11 protein-coding genes are annotated in these 17,975 nt (G+C 43.1%); 8 read left to right on the forward strand and 3 right to left on the reverse strand.

The window, feature by feature from the left end; genetic code table 11:
* Window positions 1-53 precede the first annotated feature (53 nt).
* The 8 genes from AB5542_RS16570 (at window position 54) to AB5542_RS16605 (ending at window position 12,156) form a co-directional block, all read left to right on the forward strand.
* Window positions 54-3,392, forward strand: coding sequence for a SusC/RagA family TonB-linked outer membrane protein (locus AB5542_RS16570; protein ID WP_279037117.1), 3,339 nt, complete (start codon window positions 54-56; stop codon window positions 3,390-3,392).
* Window positions 3,393-3,403: 11 nt separating this feature from the next.
* Entirely contained in the window at window positions 3,404-4,864 is a 1,461-nt protein-coding gene (locus AB5542_RS16575) for a RagB/SusD family nutrient uptake outer membrane protein (RefSeq protein ID WP_279037119.1), read from the forward strand.
* A 7-nt stretch (window positions 4,865-4,871) separates the two neighbouring features.
* Window positions 4,872-5,615, forward strand: a complete 744-nt coding sequence (locus tag AB5542_RS16580; protein WP_279037122.1) for a DUF4843 domain-containing protein — start codon at window positions 4,872-4,874, stop codon at window positions 5,613-5,615.
* 37 nt (window positions 5,616-5,652) lie between these two features.
* On the forward strand, window positions 5,653-7,161 hold the full coding sequence (locus AB5542_RS16585; RefSeq protein WP_279037124.1) for a PKD-like family lipoprotein: 1,509 nt from the start codon (window positions 5,653-5,655) through the stop codon (window positions 7,159-7,161).
* Window positions 7,162-7,267: 106 nt separating this feature from the next.
* Entirely contained in the window at window positions 7,268-8,377 is a 1,110-nt protein-coding gene (locus AB5542_RS16590) for a TlpA disulfide reductase family protein (protein ID WP_279037127.1), read from the forward strand.
* Between the two features lie 29 nt (window positions 8,378-8,406).
* The gene (locus tag AB5542_RS16595; RefSeq protein WP_279037130.1) at window positions 8,407-10,512 is read left to right on the forward strand and encodes a S46 family peptidase; all 2,106 of its coding nucleotides are present in this window, start codon (window positions 8,407-8,409) and stop codon (window positions 10,510-10,512) included.
* Between the two features lie 4 nt (window positions 10,513-10,516).
* Window positions 10,517-11,056: a L,D-transpeptidase gene (locus tag AB5542_RS16600; protein ID WP_229128273.1), complete on the forward strand. Its 540-nt coding sequence runs from the start codon at window positions 10,517-10,519 to the stop codon at window positions 11,054-11,056.
* A gap of 8 nt (window positions 11,057-11,064) precedes the next feature.
* The gene (locus AB5542_RS16605; protein ID WP_279037133.1) at window positions 11,065-12,156 is read left to right on the forward strand and encodes a TlpA disulfide reductase family protein; all 1,092 of its coding nucleotides are present in this window, start codon (window positions 11,065-11,067) and stop codon (window positions 12,154-12,156) included.
* A gap of 206 nt (window positions 12,157-12,362) precedes the next feature.
* Here AB5542_RS16605 and AB5542_RS16610 read toward each other — a convergent pair whose 3' ends face one another.
* From AB5542_RS16610 to AB5542_RS16620, 3 genes are all read right to left on the reverse strand, one after another.
* Window positions 12,363-13,550: a TolC family protein gene (locus AB5542_RS16610; protein ID WP_279037136.1), complete on the reverse strand. Its 1,188-nt coding sequence runs from the start codon at window positions 13,548-13,550 to the stop codon at window positions 12,363-12,365.
* An 18-nt stretch (window positions 13,551-13,568) separates the two neighbouring features.
* Window positions 13,569-16,673, reverse strand: coding sequence for an efflux RND transporter permease subunit (locus AB5542_RS16615; protein WP_279037138.1), 3,105 nt, complete (start codon window positions 16,671-16,673; stop codon window positions 13,569-13,571).
* A 55-nt stretch (window positions 16,674-16,728) separates the two neighbouring features.
* Window positions 16,729-17,975 (reverse strand): efflux RND transporter periplasmic adaptor subunit (locus AB5542_RS16620; RefSeq protein WP_368243228.1); only part of this gene is annotated, 1,247 nt, incomplete at its 5' end.

Consider the following 17,975-nt stretch of genomic DNA (forward strand, 5'->3'; position numbering starts at 1 on the left):
TAGATGACATTCTCTACACGGTGATTAATATTAACAATTAATTTTACAAATGTATGAAAAAAAGGACACGTGACAGGCATGTGCGGTCTGTATTTTTGCAAAAAATTTTACTGGTGGTGTTTTTAATGTTCTCTTTTTCGTTGTCTTATGCGGCGGGAGAGGACTCTACGAAACTGGTTAATTTTACGGTGAAATCGGAGTCATTGAATAATGCCTTGATCAAGTTTAAGGATTTGACCGGAGTGCAGATTCTTTTTAATGAAGAGCTTTTGGGAGATAAGGCTTGTAAGGATTTGAACCTGGTGAATGTTACCGTTGATGTTGCTCTTGGAAAAATTTTGGAAGGAAGTGGATTCGTGTATTCTAAGGTTGACGGGGTTTATGTGGTGAAAAGAGCCTCGGAACAAAAGGATGCGCAAGTGAAACCCCGGGTGTTTACCGGCGAGGTGGTTGACGTGAAAGGGGAGCCTTTACCAGGGGTAACGGTTGTCGTGAAGGGAACCACTTTTGGAGGGGCGACGGATGTGGATGGAAAGTTCGAGTTGTCGTTTACCTTGGAAGGGGAGGTAACCTTAGTATTTTCGTTCGTGGGGATGGAAAGTCAAGAAATCGTGGTGAAGGATCAAAAGCCTTTGCGGGTGGTTTTAAAGGAGAGTTCCGAGAGTTTGGAGGAAGTGGTGGTTACCGGTGTCTTCGAGCGTAGGGCAGAAAGTTTTACCGGTTCGGCAACAACGGTTACCCGGAAGGAATTATTAAAACGGGGAAACCAAAACCTGATCCAGAGTTTAAGAAATATGGACCCGGCGTTGAATATTTCCCAAAATTTATCTTTCGGTTCGGACCCGAATAAGTTGCCGGATATGGATTTGCGAGGAACCTCTTCGTTTCCGGATATTAAAGGACAATACACGTCGAATCCGAATTTGCCTTTATTTATTCTGGATGGTTTCGAGACGACCTTGGAGAAGGTGATCGATTTGGATATTAACCGGATTGAAAGTGTTACCTTGTTGAAAGATGCCGCGGCAAAAGCAATCTATGGTTCTAAAGCGGCGAACGGGGTAATGGTTATTGAAACGGTTCGTGTGCAATCCGGAGAGTTACGGGTGAATTATATCGGTTCTTTGAATTTGGAGATGCCTGATTTGAGCAGTTATAATTTGTGTAACGCCAGAGAGAAATTAGATTTGGAATATCAGTTGGGCGCTTACGAGGGAACAACTCCCAAGCAGGATTTCGAGAAGACACAATTGTATTACCATAATCTGGAAGAAGTTGAGAAGGGAGTAAACACGGATTGGTTGTCTAAGCCTTTGCGTAATGGAATCGGACATAAGCATACGTTGAATTTTGAGGTCGGTACGAGTGAGCTGAGAGTAGGGGTAGACCTTTCTTACAATAATATCGAAGGTGTTATGAAGGGGTCTAAACGTAACACGATCGGGGGAGGATTCACCGTGATTTATCAATATAAAAAGTTATTGTTCCGGAATCAGTTCTCGTTTTCAACCACGAAGTCGGAGGATTCTCCGTATGGTGAATTCTCGGAATATGCCAAGTTAAATTCTTATTGGCGTCCTTATAATGAGGATGGAACATTGCGGAAATATTTGGGCGTAGGTCCCGTGCTTTCGGAAAAAGTGTACAACCCTCTGTATAATGCTACCATAAATACAACGTATAAGAAGAATTACACGGATTATACGAATAATACTTATTTGGAATGGAATATCCAGCCGGGGATGAAACTCGTGGGACGTGTCGGTTTGACGAATAGAATTAGCGGGGGAGAAGAATTTTTGCCGGGAAGTCATTTGAAATTTATAAATACGGCAGAGGATGATTTTTTCAAACGAGGAAGTTACAAGCAAACATACGGAAAATCATTTTCTGTAAGTTCGGATATAAACCTGAATTATTCTCATAATTGGGACAAGCATATTTTGTTTGCTAACTTGGGGGCTAATATTCGTAGCAGTAATTCGGAAGAGTACATCCATTCGGCTGTCGGGTTCCCGAATGATAAAATGGATAACATCATTTTTGCAAAGCAATATGCCGATAATTCAAAGCCGACGGGAAGCGAGTCTATTGACAGGGAAGTGGGTGCTTTGTTGGCGGTGAACTATTCATACGATGATCGTTATTTGGCTGACTTTTCGTTGAGAGCAAGTGCCTCTTCTCAGTTCGGATCAGATAACCGGTGGGGAACTTTTTGGTCTGCCGGTTTGGGATGGAACGTGCATAACGAGGCTTTCTTTAAAGAATCCGGTGTGGTGAGACAATTGCGATTAAGAGCGTCCATGGGATATACAGGTTCTCAGAACTTTAATTCATATCAAGGGATGTTGTTGTATAATTACTTCACGGATGATTCTTATCTGGATTTTATCGGAACTTACCTGGAAGGGTTGGCTAACAGTAAATTGAAATGGCAGCAGAAATTTGACACAAACTATGGTATTGATGTGAATTTGTGGGGGCGTTTGAACGTGAAGTTTGATTACTATCGTTCGGTAACCAATAATTTGTTGACCGATATTACGACTCCGCCCTCTTTGGGATTTACCAGTTACAAGGATAATTTAGGTAAATTGTTAAATACCGGGTACGAGTTTAACGTGAATTATTTGGTGCTTTCTCGTCCGGAAGACCGGATGTCATTGAACGTGTTTGTTGCCGGAACTTCCAACAAGAACAAGATTAAAGAGATTTCCAATTCTTTGAGTTCGTTGACGAGTTCGCAAGATAAAGAGGCGGCCAAGTCGAACAAGCCTTTCGTGCGTTTTGTCGAGGGACAATCTTTGAATGCTATCTGGGCTGTTCGCTCTAAAGGAATTGATCCATCCAGTGGTAAGGAAGTTTTTGTACGTCCGGACGGGACGTTAACAGATACGTGGTCGGCTTTGGACCAGGTGGTCTGTGGAGATACCGAGCCGAAGTTGATGGGGAATGTCGGTTTTACTTTTGAGTACAAAGGATTATCCGTGTCTTTCACCGGGTTGTATCGTATCGGGGAGTATATGTATAATCAAACCTTGGTGGACAAGGTTGAAAATGCCCAGTTGAATTATAACGTGGACAAACGGGCTTACTATGATGCATGGATGAAAGAGGGTGATAATGTACAATTCAAGAGTATCGGGGCTTGGAATAAACCGACTCAGGCAACTTCCCGTTTTGTTCAGAAGTTAAATGAATTCGATTTCTCGGCATTGTCGATCGGGTATGATTTCTATCGGTTTGGTTTCGTGGAGAAATGTGGATTGGAAAGATTGCAGTTGCAATTTAATATGAATGACATAGGTAAAATATCTTCTGTTCAGATAGAACGAGGAACTTCATATCCTTTTGCCCGGTATTGTTCGTTTACGTTGAATGTTAACTTTTAAGAAACCTGAAGATGAAAAAGAGAATTATATACAGTGTGTTACTGATTCTGACCGTGCTGGCAAGTTCTTGCGAGTCATGGTTGGACGTGGAACCCCGTACGAAGGTGAAGTCTGATGATTTGTTTGAAACAGAGGCAGGTTTTAAGGATGCTTTGATCGGGGCTTATACTTTGATGAAAGCGGAGGCTCTTTACGGGCGTGAATTGACTTACGGGTTTATTGATGTTGTGACAGGGCCTTATGCCGCTTATAATAATCAGGTGTACAATGAGGTTTCACAATGGAAATATTTGACCAGTACAACCGTACGGGCGCAGATTGATGCGATGTGGAGTAAGATGTATAATATGCTGGCCAATGTGAATAATCTATTGGATAATATTGATAAGCGTCAATCTGTTTTCACGGGTGATAATTATAATATTATCAAGGGAGAAGCATTGGGATTAAGAGCGTATATCCATTTTGACTTGTTGCGTTTATTTGCATCGGCTGCCGATTTGAATAAAGAGGCAATCCCGTATGTAAAAACCTTGCAAATCGAAGTGCCTCACGTGTACACGGGGAAAGAGGTGTTGGCCTTGTTGAACGAGGATATTAAAAATGCCTTGACTTGTCTGGAAAAGGACCCGATTAGGGAAGGGAAATTGAAAGATCTTTCCGGTGATGGTTTTATGAATGCCCGCCAGATGCGTATCAATTATTTTGCGGTGAAGGCATTGCAGGCTCGGGTTGCCATGTGGGGAGATGATCTGGAGACGGCCAAGGCGGCTGCCGGGGAGATTTTGGCAATAGCCGATGATATTTTTCCTTGGGTAACGACAAGTGCTATTTCCGCAACGGAAGATAAAGATCGAGATTTCACGTTCTCTACCGAACATATTTTTGCTCTTAACGTGAAGGATCTAAAGGATTTGGCTAATAAATGGTTATTGACAGACGGGAGTAGTCAACAGCTTTATTGCCAGAATTACACGATGCAACAATGGTACGAGATCGGACGGGGAAATGCTGTCGGAGGGAATGATTACCGGGTAAACTATATCATGAAACAGCAGGAGACCGGTAGCCGGGATTACGTGATTCGTAAATATTATCAACCGGATAACTATAAAGCAGATTATGCCAAGAGATTACCGATGATTCGTCGTTCCGAGATGGCATATATCATGGCCGAGTGTTTGATCGGAGAAGATGATACAAAGGCTTTGGAGTATTTGAACGAGGTGAGACGGCATCGGGGTATCGTGTCAGATTTGACGGATGCAAGTAAATTGCGTGACGAATTGACGAAAGAGTATGCAAAAGAGTTTTTGGCAGAGGGACAGCTTTTCTACTATTGCAAGCGTAATGAGCTGACAAAATTCCCTTATGGTTACCAGACGGCGACGGAGGATAATGTTTACGTGTTGCCGAAGCCGGATGATGAAATTGAGTTTGGAGACTATTACACGACAGATGAAACAAAATAAGAGAATTATGAATTGTTATTTTAAATATATCATGCTGGTTGTAGCCTCGGTATTTGCTTTGTCTTCTTGTGAAGAAAAAGATGTAGAGGTTTACGGGAACGAGGCGTATCTGGTGTTTGAAATGCCGGGTTATGGATTGAATAATACTCCTCGGGATTCGATGGTGTTTTCTTTTCCGGCTAAAGGTGATGAATGTGTAGAAGATACCTTGTGGTTTAAAGCTCGTATTATCGGGAAATCGGTTCCGTATGACCGGGAAATCAAGTTCGTGGTGAACGAGGAAACGACCACGGCAAAGAAAGATGAAAATTATAAACTAGACCCTGTCAGTATGCCGGCTAATAGCTACACGGTGGATGTACCTTTGGTCGTGTATCGTGCCGGTTTAAAGGATAAGAGTGTACGCTTGGAGTTGACCGTTGAACCGAATGAGTATTTTGGGGTTGGTTTTGAGAAAACGAGTAAAGCCATTTTTTTGTGGGGAGATATGTTTATCAAGCCGGATAACTGGGATTCTTCCAATTATAAGAATTGTTTCGGGGAGTTTACCGAGATCCGTTATGCTTTCATTTTGGAGGCTTGTGGCATCGTGGAATTACCGGACCCGCAGGATCTTGTGACATTAGGGTTTTATAACGCGAAGGTGCGTGAAGCTCTTTACGAATACAATAAAACACATGATGAACCTTTAGAGGATGAACTTGGATTGGTAGAATTTCAGGTTTGGACCGGAACAGGTGGTATCGGATAGGAAAAATATAGATGTTGATTGAATTAATTGGAAGAATATGAATAAAAATATATGGATATTGATTATGGGACTTTTCCTTTTCCAAGCTTGTTTGGATGATGAAGGAAATTATTCCTATTCGGATTTGTTACCTATCGAAATTGATTCTTCAAAAATGGCAAATTCGTATCGGATAACCCAGTTGGATTATTTGGTGGTCGACCCGGGTGTTAAACAAGGGGCGGATGATTCAAATTTATCTTACGAATGGAAGATTTTTCAAGAGTCGAATATGCCTAACACGGAAACGGGAAAGATTGTAAATGATGTGGTTGGGCAAGAAAGAAAATTGAATTACAAGGTGACAACCCCACCGGGAGAATATACGCTTAGTTTTACGGTAACGGATAAACAAAATGGCGTTTCCGAGGTGATGTCCCGTAAACTTTATGTGGAATCTTTTGCCTCGGTGGGATTGATGGTTATGCATGGTGATTCTGATTCGACGGACGTGAGTATTCTGGTAAATGATAGAATTGTTACGGATGCGGCGACAGATGGTGTAAAGCATAATATTTTCTCGATAACCAACGGTCATAGAGCAGTTGGGGCTCCGGGGATGGTTGCCTACGTGAATAATACCCATAATGTTTACGTGTACACGAAAGGAAATCAGGGGGGATCCCGGACGAGAGGAAGTGATTTGGAGATATTGGATGCGTATGCCGATATGTTCACCGAGCCGTTGGAAAGTAGTAAGATCGATTTCCAAGGATATAATTCATGGAGTTATAATGATTTATTGGTTAACGGAGGAAAGTTGTATTTTGCGGGACAGGTTTCCACGACATTTACGAAATTTGGTGTCCCCGTTTTCGGTATGGAGTATTATGCAGAACCGTTTATTGGAACTCAAGAACGTGGGTATTATTATGGCGTTTTCTATGATCGGTTACAAAGACGTTTCTTGTATATTGATTATAGTAGAACTCCTAAAACGTTTAAAGAAGCCGGGGCTGCAGCCGCTTTCGACATGAATTTGATCGGGAAGGATATGGTATATGCAGAGCATGGATTCGAGAAAAAATGGTATTGCGTGATGCGAGATCCGGATAATGTAGCTGATTACACTATTTACGTGTGTGATTTTTCCAAGTTTGACGATGGAAACCGGGGTGTCGGGAAATACAGTGCAAGCGGATGCACGGACATGAAGGATGCCAAGGCATTTGCCGTGGGAAATCGAAGCGAGTTACTTTATTACGCGACAGCGACAGAAGTGAAACAATGTAATTATACTTCGGGTGGAACTTCAACCTTGCGTTATACCTTGCCGAATGAATTGATTCAAGCGGGGTATGAAATTAGCATGATGTATTTGTTTAAAGTATCCGGTAAAGAGAATGAAGGCAAACTTCTTTATGTCGGAGTTTATAATTCAACGACAGGAGAAGGAAAATTGTTGGAATGCCCGATCGTGGAGACAAGTGGAGAGGTGCTAAAAGACAAGGTTAAGACGTATGATGGTTTCAAAAAGATTACTCACATGGCTTACAAGTCAAAATAGACCTAAAGTTTAGTATTCTTCAGGGGGAGCATCGGCGGTTGATGTCGATGTATTCCCTCTGAAAATGTTCGTGTATGTAAAAACTGTATTTATAAAAGAGTCGAGTATGAAAAAGTTTGGTGGATTGATGTATCTACTTTGTATGTTAATATTAAGTGGTTGTAGTGGTGATGCGTGTAAAGTGGATGGTAAAATGAGTGACTTCTCCGGAGAGACAACGGTTTATCTGTTGCGGAGAACGGGTGAGTTCACGCATGATACACTTATGCAAACCGTCATGAAAGACGGGAGTTTCCGCTTGGAGATCCCTCGTGATTTATGGGGTGAGCAATATAGTTTGAAATTTGGAGATAAGCGTTCGTCGGTTGCTTTTTTTGCTGAACAGGGAAATGTACGTATCGAAGGAAGTGGGAAAACGATTTATGATGCGAATGTAACGGGAACGCCGGCAAACGATAGTTGGGATCGATACCAGAAGTTCATGTTGGATATCGCCAAGCAACGCAATCTTTTGGGAAAAGAAATAGGTAGCAGTAATGATTCGGATAGCATTAAACGAGTAAAATACACGCAACTTTTCCAAAAGCTAGAGGGAGAGATCGAACGTTATAAAGATTCATTAGCACAAGCGGATGCAAATTCCGTGGTTCCTTTATTTCTGTATTATCAAGCGTTGCAATTGTTGAAATACGATGAGATTGATCGGATATTGGCAAAATTTCCTCAGTTAGCTGATAACAGGTATTATAAAGAATTGAAAGCACAGGCCGATGTTTTACGTAAAATATCTCCGGGTGTGATGGCTCCTGATTTTGAAGTGAAGACGGTGGATGATGGAACGATAAAACTTTCTTCTTTCCGGGGTAAATATCTTATTTTGGATTTCTGGGCATCTTGGTGTGCGCCTTGTCGGGAAGAGACAGTTTATATAAAGGATATATATAATAAATTTCATGATGCGGGATTGGAAGTGTTTTCTGTCTCCTTGGATGATAAGAAAGCGGCTTGGCTGAAAGCGATCGAGGAAGATGGCATGATCTGGAATCATGGGTGTCAATTATTAAAAGGTGGAAAGCATACTCCGGTGGCACAACTATACGGGATTGACGGCATCCCGGCTATATGGGTGATTGATCCGGAAGGTAAAATTCTGGCTCAAGGACTTAAAGGGGAAGAATTGGTTGCATTTTGTACCGGATTATTCCAAAATAAGTGATTACTGGGTTGTTTTCTAAATGTTCGAGAATGAAAAAAATAATTATATTACTATTACTGGTATGCCCCGTGCTGGCGCTGCGTGCGGATGAGGGAATGTGGCTGTTATCACGCTTGAAACAGCACAATGAGGCTCAGATGAAAAAATTGGGATTAAAGATTCCCGTGGAATATGTTGTAGATAGTTTAAGCCAGGCTATTATTTCTTACAATGGAAGTGGGACAGCTTCTTTTATTTCAAAAGACGGTTTGTTGCTAACGAATTATCATTGTGCCTATGCAGCTATTCAACAGAGTAGTTCGGATGAGCATAACTATATTCGAGATGGATTCTGGGCGATGAATCAGGGGGAAGAAATTCCATTGAAGGGAGTTGATATTTCCATTAACCGGGTGATTAAAGATATTTCAGAGGAAGTGAACGCCAAGTTGGTGGGAGTAAAACCGGAATATAGTACAAGATTTGGAGTTGTTAATGGCATTGCGGAAAAATACCGGAAACAATTTCCGGGAATGAAAGTAAATATTCGCAGTTACCGGGATTACACGTTGCACGTGCTGTATGTAACGCAATCATTTCAAGATGTTCGTCTCGTGGGGGCGCCCCCGTTTGCAATTGCAAAATTTGGAGGAGAGACAGATAACTGGACGTGGCCTCGTCATGGTTGTGATTTCGCTTTTCTGAGAGTGTATGTATCTAAAGACGGGAAATCAACCGGTTATCATGCCGATAATGTTCCTTATCATCCGGAAGTGTATCTGAAGGTTTCAACAGAAGGATATGAAAAAGGAGATTACGCTATGTCAATTGGTTATCCCGGTTTTACGGAACGGAATGCAACTTCTATGCTGATCTGGGAGAGGCAGAACGTGTTGAATCCCCCGTTAATCAAGGTTCGTACGGCCAGACAGGAAATATTGCAGAAGTTTATGCGTGAGGACGAGAGTCTGCGTATTAAATATGCAGAAAAATTTGCATCATCAGCCAATTATTGTAAGAATTCCATCGGGGTAAATCAATGGATTGAGGATCTTGATGTTTGTAAGAAAAAGGCTGAACAAGAACAAGAGTTCTTGAATTCTTGCGAGAATGATTCCGTGCGTCAGGCTTATGCTGGTATGCTTCAGACGATGGAGAAAGGAATTAAAGAGACAGCTCGTTATCGTCTGGCTCAAGGGTATTACGTGGAAGTTTTTGGTGAAGGATGTGAGATGATAAGCTTCATTTCTGGTTTTGGGCGATCTATCCCTTATGTTAGGAAAGAAAGAGGAGAGTCGATGAAAAACTTTGTAGTGAATACAAAGATGCAGTATAAAGATTATTCCGAAAAGGTTGATCGGGCAGTCACAAAGGCTTTGTTAAAGGTTATGCAGAATGATTTGGAGGCAGATTTGCTACCTGAATTTTTTGCTACCTTAAAAACAGAATATAAGGGAGATATTGATCGTTTTGTTGATAATATGTATGATCAGTCCGTGTTTGCTAATGAAGAACGTTTGTTGGCAGCTTTGAATGATCCGAAATGGAATGTTGAAAATGACATTGCCTATCAGGTGGAGGCCCAGATGGAGAAAAAGCGTAAGGAAATATTTGCTTTGGTTAGCAAAAAACTGGATGTCGTTCGAAAAGCTCAATACCAGTATAACAAAGGAAGATTGAATTTCCACCAAGAAGATTATTATCCGGATGCAGATAAGACGATCCGTCTTTCTTACGGAACGATTTGTGATTTACCTTTAGGAAACGGAACCGTGAAACCTTACCAGACACGATTAAGTGGGGTGATAGCGAAAGCGGATGCGAACACGGGGAATCCGGATTTCGATTTGCCGGAGAAATTGAGAACACTTTGGGGAAGTAAAGATTTCGGGCGTTATGGAGAGAATGGCGATCTGCCGACTGATTTTATCATGAATGGAGATGTTACCGGGGGTAATTCAGGAAGTCCGTTATTGAATGCGAAAGGAGAATTGATCGGGTTGGTATTTGACTGCAACTGGGAGTCCATGACCCGTGATTTCAACTTTGATCAAAATCTACATCGGGTTATTTGTTTGGACGTTCGGTACCTGCTCTTTATCACGGAGAAATATGCTCACATGAATTATATTATTGCTGAAATATTAGGAAAGTAATCACATGAAATTAAAATATATTCTGGCGTGTTTATCGTTTCTCATGATCACGTCAACGGCCTTTGCGCAAAAGGCCGCTTACATTATTGTCTCTAAGGAAGAGATGAAGATGACCGTTTATGATAATGACGGGAAGGAGTTATTAAAATTTCCTATCGCTTGCGGGATGAATTTCGGACAGAAAGTGAAAGCAGGGGATAACCGGACACCGGAAGGTGTTTTTAAAGTTGTGAGTAAGGAATCTGCGGCACATTGGACGTATGACTTCGGGAAAGGACCGGTGAAAGGGGCTTACGGGCCTCTGTTTATCCGGTTGAGTACTCCGGGATTTAAAGGTATTGGAATTCATGGTACGCATGATCCTGCAACGGTTCCCGGGCGGGAGACTCATGGATGTATCCGATTGAAAAATGATGATTTGGTGAAATTGTCTAAATTCGTGGATAAGGGGACAGTTGTAGTTATCCTGCCTAGCCGTACGGATGTGCTGGCAACTTTGTCGAAGAAGGAGAATACACCAGAGAAGTTATTCATGTATAAATAAATAAGCGTATGAAGGGATTATTAGGGTTATGGTTGGTGATTTGTGTATGTGCCTGTACATCTAAAGATGTTTGTCACGTACAGGGGCGTATAGAGGGAATAAAGAATGATGTAGAGATCGCGGTTTTACGTCAGGTCACCGGGTTTCAGTATGATACGGTGATGAATGTAACTATGCAGGGGGGACGGTTCCAGTTTGATTTGCCGGGAGAATATTACGGGGAAGCGTATGAATTACAATTTGGTAATCTGCCGGGAAGGGCTCTTTTCTTCGCAGAGAAAGGAAATGTACAGGTGCGTGGTCACGTGGATTCTCTTTTCTTCTCCCGGGCATCGGGTACTCGGGGAAATGATGAGTGGCAGAGTTATCAACGGTTTACGAAGTTATTATCGGAAAAGAGAGAGAATGCCATGTTTGCTCCTGATATGAGAGAGGCGAGCGAGGAAGAACAGATAGCAAGACGGAAAGTGATTATGCAAGAATACGAGGAAGAATTACTTCGTTTTCAAGATAAGTTGGCTGGAGATGGAAATTCTTTAGCAACCTTGTATAGTTACTGGAAGAGGTATTTGAACATGGATGCTGACGAGATTTATTCGGTTTTAAAGAAATTCGATCAACAACTTGCTGGTAATCGTTATTATCTTGATATGAAGAATCGGGCAGAGACATTGACTCGGGTGGCTCCGGGAAGTATGGCTCCTGTTTTTACCGCTATAACTTTGGAGGGTGATACCGTATCTTTGGCCGACCTGCGGGGAAAATATGTTATTCTGGATTTTTGGGCGTCTTGGTGTATGCCATGTCGTGCCGAATCGGTTCACGTGAAGGAAATTTATCAAAAACTTCATGAAAAGGGATTGGATGTTTTGTCTGTGTCGTCGGATAAGGATGAACAGGCATGGCGGAAAGCAATAGAAGATGACGGTATGGTGTGGAATCAAGGAATCTTACGAGGTAAGAATAAAAAACACGTGTACGAGTTGTACGGTATAGTCGGAATTCCTGCCATTTGGGTGATTGACCCGGATGGAAAGATTATAGGAAAAGGTTTGAGAGGTGAAAAGTTGAAAGATTTTTGTTCTCAATTGTTTGATTAGATCAGTAAGAACGGGGTTGTCCCAAAAGTCATTTTTCAAACTCCCTCCCCCCTTCGGGGTACTCCCTCTATAAACAGAGGGAGAGCTGAAATACTTCCTGTCTTCGGGAAGAGTCACCAGCTCCTCCTCTGTTTATAGAGGAGGTGGCACGAAGTGACGGAGGAGTTTTTGATATACAAATGACTTTTTGGACAGCCCCGTAATTTTTATAGCTTGTATTGATACAATTGAGCTAATATGTTGTGATACTCTTTCTCCACGTCCAGATAGCTTTGGTGACTATCATAGATTGTCGTGAGTTCCGTGAAATAATCAATCACGGAGAGTTGTCCGGCATTCAGGGCTTTGTTGAGTAATTCGATATTACGTTGTTGTTCCAATACTTTGGCATAATCGGCACGGGAAATCTGTAATGCCTCGGCTTGTTGGTAAAGCTGTTGAAGATTCGTTTTCAAATTCAAGCGATTGTCTTCCAATGAGGCCGTGGCAAATTCAGCTTGTGCTTTCGCTTTTTTCACCGTGTTCTTGTTCTCGAACAGGGGGATAGATACTCCTACCATAAATCCATTAGAAGCCACGTGGTCCGAGGCCGCATTACGTTTGTACCCGACATCGAATTTCGGCAAGGTAAGGGAACGACTTAATTTCACTTCCCGGTTGGCAATCTCTTGATCTCCGGTAAGGCTTTTCAAATTCGGGTCAGCCTCCATGAAGGCGGCTTGTAATTGGTCAAAATTGATGAGTTCTTCTCCCGCCGGGTAGTCCGTTGCGTCAAACGTGATCGGTTTTCCTCCGTTTAAATTGCGAAGTTGCTCTTCGGCAGCGGTTAAGGCAGCTTTGTTCAAGCGGCTTTGATTTTGGGCATTCAACAATTCCAACTGGATTTTATTTAATTCCAATTGGTTCGCATCACCGGATTCAAACCGCTTTTTGTAGAGAGCGAACATGGTTTCTGCATTAGCTAACCGCTCGTCCAAGAGGCTCTTTTGTTTCCGCAAGTAGATGATCTCTATACAAGTCTGTTTGGCATTTAAAAGTAATTGTTGGCGATAGGCAGCGGATTGGAATCCGATCGTGTTTGCTTTTAAGTTTGCCAGTTTGTTTTTGTTGGAGTAGGTTGTTGGGAAATCCAGCGATTGTTTTACCGTCAACGTGTACTCCGAACCGGGATTGTTGCGGTTACCCCACATCTGTTCCCATTCCACCGAGGGGTTGGCAAGGAACTTCCCGGTTTGGGCCTCCAACTTTTGAGCATCGGTCATTTTCGTGTTGGCTTGCAATGACTTGTTGTTGGTTTCAATGCTTTTCAGCACTTGATCGATGCTGTTTTGGGCTCTCGTGGTGAGAGTTCCCAAAAGCATCCATCCGAGTATGTACAATTTATATGTTTTCATTTCTTTATTTTCAAAAGGTTACATTTCCAGATTCTCGATCTCTTTCTGTTTGTGATTAAGTAACAGGTACATGATCGGAACGACAAAACCGTTTAATAAAGTAGAGCTTAATAATCCGCCTAGAATTACCTGAGCCATGGGGCTTTGGATTTCATTACCCGGAAGGTCACCGCCTACGGCTAACGGAATCAAGGCTAAAGCGGAAGTCAAGGCTGTCATCAAGATCGGGTTCAACCGGTCAAGTGAACCGTGAATAACGCTATCATGCAAGGACATACCTTCCGAGCGCAGGTGATTGTAGTGAGACACGAGTAATATACCGTTTCGGGTAGCGATTCCGAACAGGGAGATAAACCCGATGATGGCCGGAATACTGATGATTCCCGATGTAAACCAGATGCTTAGTACTCCTCCGATAATTGCCAACGGTAAGTTCAACATGATGATGCCGGATAGAGGCATACTATGGAACTCGTTGAACAATAATAAGAAGATCAATAATATGGATATTACCGAGGTTAGGAACAACGTGCGGGATGCCGCTTGTTCGCTTTCGAATTGTCCGCCGTATTCCACGTGGTAACCTTCCGGCAGGGTAATTTGTTCCCCGACTGTTTTTTGGATGTCTTTTACTACACCGTTCAAGTCACGTCCGGCGACATTGGCGGAAACAACGATTTTCCGTTGCACGTTTTCCCGGCTGATGGTGTTCGGACCTACCAAGGGAAGGATTTCAGCCACGTAGTGAAGTGGAACTTTCTGCCCGTTGGCGTCAATCATCAAATTACCGATCTGTTCCATGTTAGCCTTGTCATCATCATGTACTTTTACGGTGAGGTCGAACACTTTACCGCCTTCGTACACTTGTGACACGACTTTACCGGAAAGAGCCACGTTAATGAATTCCGAGAATTCAGGCAGAGGGATACCGTATTTAGCGAGCATATCCCGTTTGGGTTTGATCTGCAATTGGGGACGTTCGATTTGTTGTTCCAGTGTCAAGTCGGCAATACCGTCAATTCCTTGAATGGCCTCTTTGATTTGTCCACCGATGTTATATAGTTTATTCAAGTCGTTTCCGAATAGCTTGATGGCGATATTCGCTTTTGTACCGGAAAGCATGGCATCAATACGATGAGAGATCGGCTGACCGATTTCGATGTTCACTCCCTTTAGTTCTCCCAGCCGTTGACGTACGTCAGCCAAGAATTCATCCCGGGAACGTTTATCCAGTTCGAAAGGAGCTTCCATTTCAGAAACGTTTACTCCAAGGGCGTGTTCATCCAATTCTGCACGTCCGGTTTTGCGGGCCACGGTTTGTATTTCCGGAATGTCCAGAAGAATCTCTTCTGCCATACGTCCCATATTATCAGATTCTTCCAAGGAAACTCCCGGCATGGTACTGATGTTAATCGTGAGTGATCCTTCGTTGAACGGGGGCAGGAAACTACGTCCCAATCCGGTCATGATGACAATCGTGAAGATTAACAGGACGGCACTGGTTCCGATAACTATTTTTTTATAGCAAAGAGCCCATTCCAATGCTTTTTTATACCATACTTTTAAGGTACGGGATACAAAAGGTTCTTTTTCGTTTTGTTTCAATGCTCTTTTAGTCGTTAGCATATAGCTACATAGTACCGGGGTCAAGGTTAATGCCACCACGGTTGAGGCGAACAAGGCCACGATAAATGCGATACCTAGCGGGATCAACATACGTCCTTCCATTCCGGAAAGGAAAAATAAGGGTAAGAAACAAGCCACGATAATCAGTGTCGAGTTCAGAATCGGCATACGTACTTCGCGGGACGCCTCGAACACGACTTTCAACGAGGAAAGTCTTTCTTCCGCGGGCTTTAATTGATTTTCCCGCAGTCGTTTGTACACGTTCTCCACGTCGACAATGGCGTCATCCACGAGTGAGCCGATGGCAATGGCAAGTCCTCCTAAACTCATCGTGTTGATCGTCAGGCCAAGCCCGTGAAGGGTTAGAATGGCAACCAGCAAGGATAGGGGAAGGGCAACTAGCGAAATAATCGTGGTACGCACGTTCATTAGGAAGAAGAAAAGCACGACAACTACGAAAATAGCTCCTTCGAATAGTGCTTGCTGTATGTTAGAAATAGAACTTTCGATAAAGCGGGATTGACGGAATATGTCGGAAGAGATTTTCACGTCAGACGGTAATGTCTTTTGCAGGTCCACGATGGCCTGATCCAGTTTATCGGTTAGTTCTAGCGTGTTCGTGTTCGGTTGTTTCGTGATGGTTACCAGCACGGCAGGTTTTGCTCTTTCGGAGGCAAGACCCAGCTTCGGTTCTTTCGGTCCGATTTGTACGGTTGCGATGTCTGATAATAGAACCGGAACGTTGTTCACGGTTTTTACCACACCTTTACCGATTTCTTCCACGTCATTTGTTGCCAAAAGACCTTGCACGATGTACTCGTTACCATATTCGTATAGAATACCTCCCGTGGAGTTCTGATTCATGTTATCCACGACGGTCAATACTTCATCCATGCTGATCCCGTAATGTTTCATCCGTGCGGGATCAAGAAGAATCTGGTATTCCTTGATGTCACCACCGATCACGGCTACCTGTGCAACTCCACCTGTGGATAACAAACGGGGCCGGATTGTCCAGTCGGCAATCGTCCGTAAATCCTGTAAAGAAGTGCTATCGGCAGTTAACCCGAAAATCATCATTTCTCCCAAGATGGAAGATTGCGGTCCAAGGGTGGGTTGTCCCACGTTACTCGGTAAAACATCTCCCAACGTGGATAGTTTTTCAGACACGATCTGACGGGCCGTGTAAATATTGGTACCCCAATCAAATTGTACCCAAACTACCGAGAATCCGGTTGTAGAGGATGAACGTACACTTTTCACGTCCGTGGCTCCATTGACAGCCGTTTCGATCGGGAAGGTTACCATACGCTCCACCTCTTCGGGAGCCATTCCTTGCGCCTCGGTCATAACTACCACCGTGGGCGCGTTCAAATCCGGGAATACATCCACTTCCATTTTATGCGCCGTGTAGGACCCCCATAGGAGCAAAGCTATCGACGCGATCATTACCACCAGCCGGTTATGTAATGAATATTGTATAATCTTATTCAGCATCCGCGATTAATTTTAGATTTCAACTTTTAGTTTTTATCTTCTAACTTTTAGTTTATCAGTGTTCATGGCTATGTCCGTGAGGAATTGCTCCGGATGCAGAGGCCATTTTGACTTGATAGGCTCCTTTGGTTACGACACGGTCTCCGGGGTGCAGGCCTTTGATGATCTGTACCTCTTTGCCATTATTGGCACCCAATGCCACTTCTTGTTTGCGGTAGCCTTCCTCGTCAATTTGCACGTACACGTAGTGGATTCCCATTTCGTTGGTTAACGCGGATACAGGGATGGATAACGTGTTTTCAATTGGGGCTGAAATAAGATATACTTCTACGAAGGATCCCGGGATCACTTCGCCTTTATTGTCAAATTCGAAAGATACGGGGATAAAGAATGAATTCTCGTTGGAAGTTTTTCCGAAAGAAAGCAAGCGTCCGTTCAAGTCTTCCAAGGAGTAAACTTTATTATCGTACGGAGTCTTGAAATTAGCGCTCTTTACGGATTGCATGGCATTGTAGTATCTTTGGGATACTTCGGCCCGGAGGACTAGGCGTTGGTTTTGAGAAACCGTTGCTAACGGTTGTCCAACCGTGATGTATTCTCCTTCTTTTACAAGAATGTTTTTCATGTGTCCGTTAATCGGGGCGTTTACACTGACTCCCTTTGCCGTTTTGTTATTGGATACGGCGTCATAAGCTGTTTTTGCGTTCTCGAATTCCAGTTTGGTACTTTCGAATTCTTTTTGAGATATGATTTTGTCCTTTACAAGAGCCTCGGCACGGTCATAGCTGGCTTTAGCTGCCTCGTAAGTTGCTTTTACTTTCGTGTAATAATCTCCTTCCGCAATGTCCTTTGAAGAAATCTGGAATAGGGATTGCCCTTTTTGAACCTTTGTTCCTTCCGTTAGTTTGTTGGAAGAGAAAGAAACGACGCCATTACTGGTAGCGACGATAACAGCCTCATCACCGGGAGCGGCAAGCACTTGTCCTGTTGTTTTAACTACTTGATTAAAAGAGGCGGGTTGAATTTCCCGTACTTCGAAAGTGGTTTTTGCTGCTTGTGCTTTCGGGAAAATGATCTCGTCACTGTGTTTTGTTTCTTCACTTTCGTGACTGTGACCGGCATGTTCCTCCCCGGTTTCATGTTCATGATCGTGTCCCTCATGTTCGTGATCATGTCCCTCGTGTTCATGATCGTGTCCTTCGTGGCTATGGTCATGTCCTTCATGGTCATGTCCTGCGTGAGTTTCCGTTGCGGAGTGAGTGTGTTTATCTTGTGATGATTGGTTTTTGCACCCCCATAAGG

The sequence above is a fragment of the Butyricimonas sp. RTP31003st1_G1_RTP31003_210430 genome, assembly GCF_040920905.1.
Classification (GTDB): domain Bacteria; phylum Bacteroidota; class Bacteroidia; order Bacteroidales; family Marinifilaceae; genus Butyricimonas; species Butyricimonas paravirosa.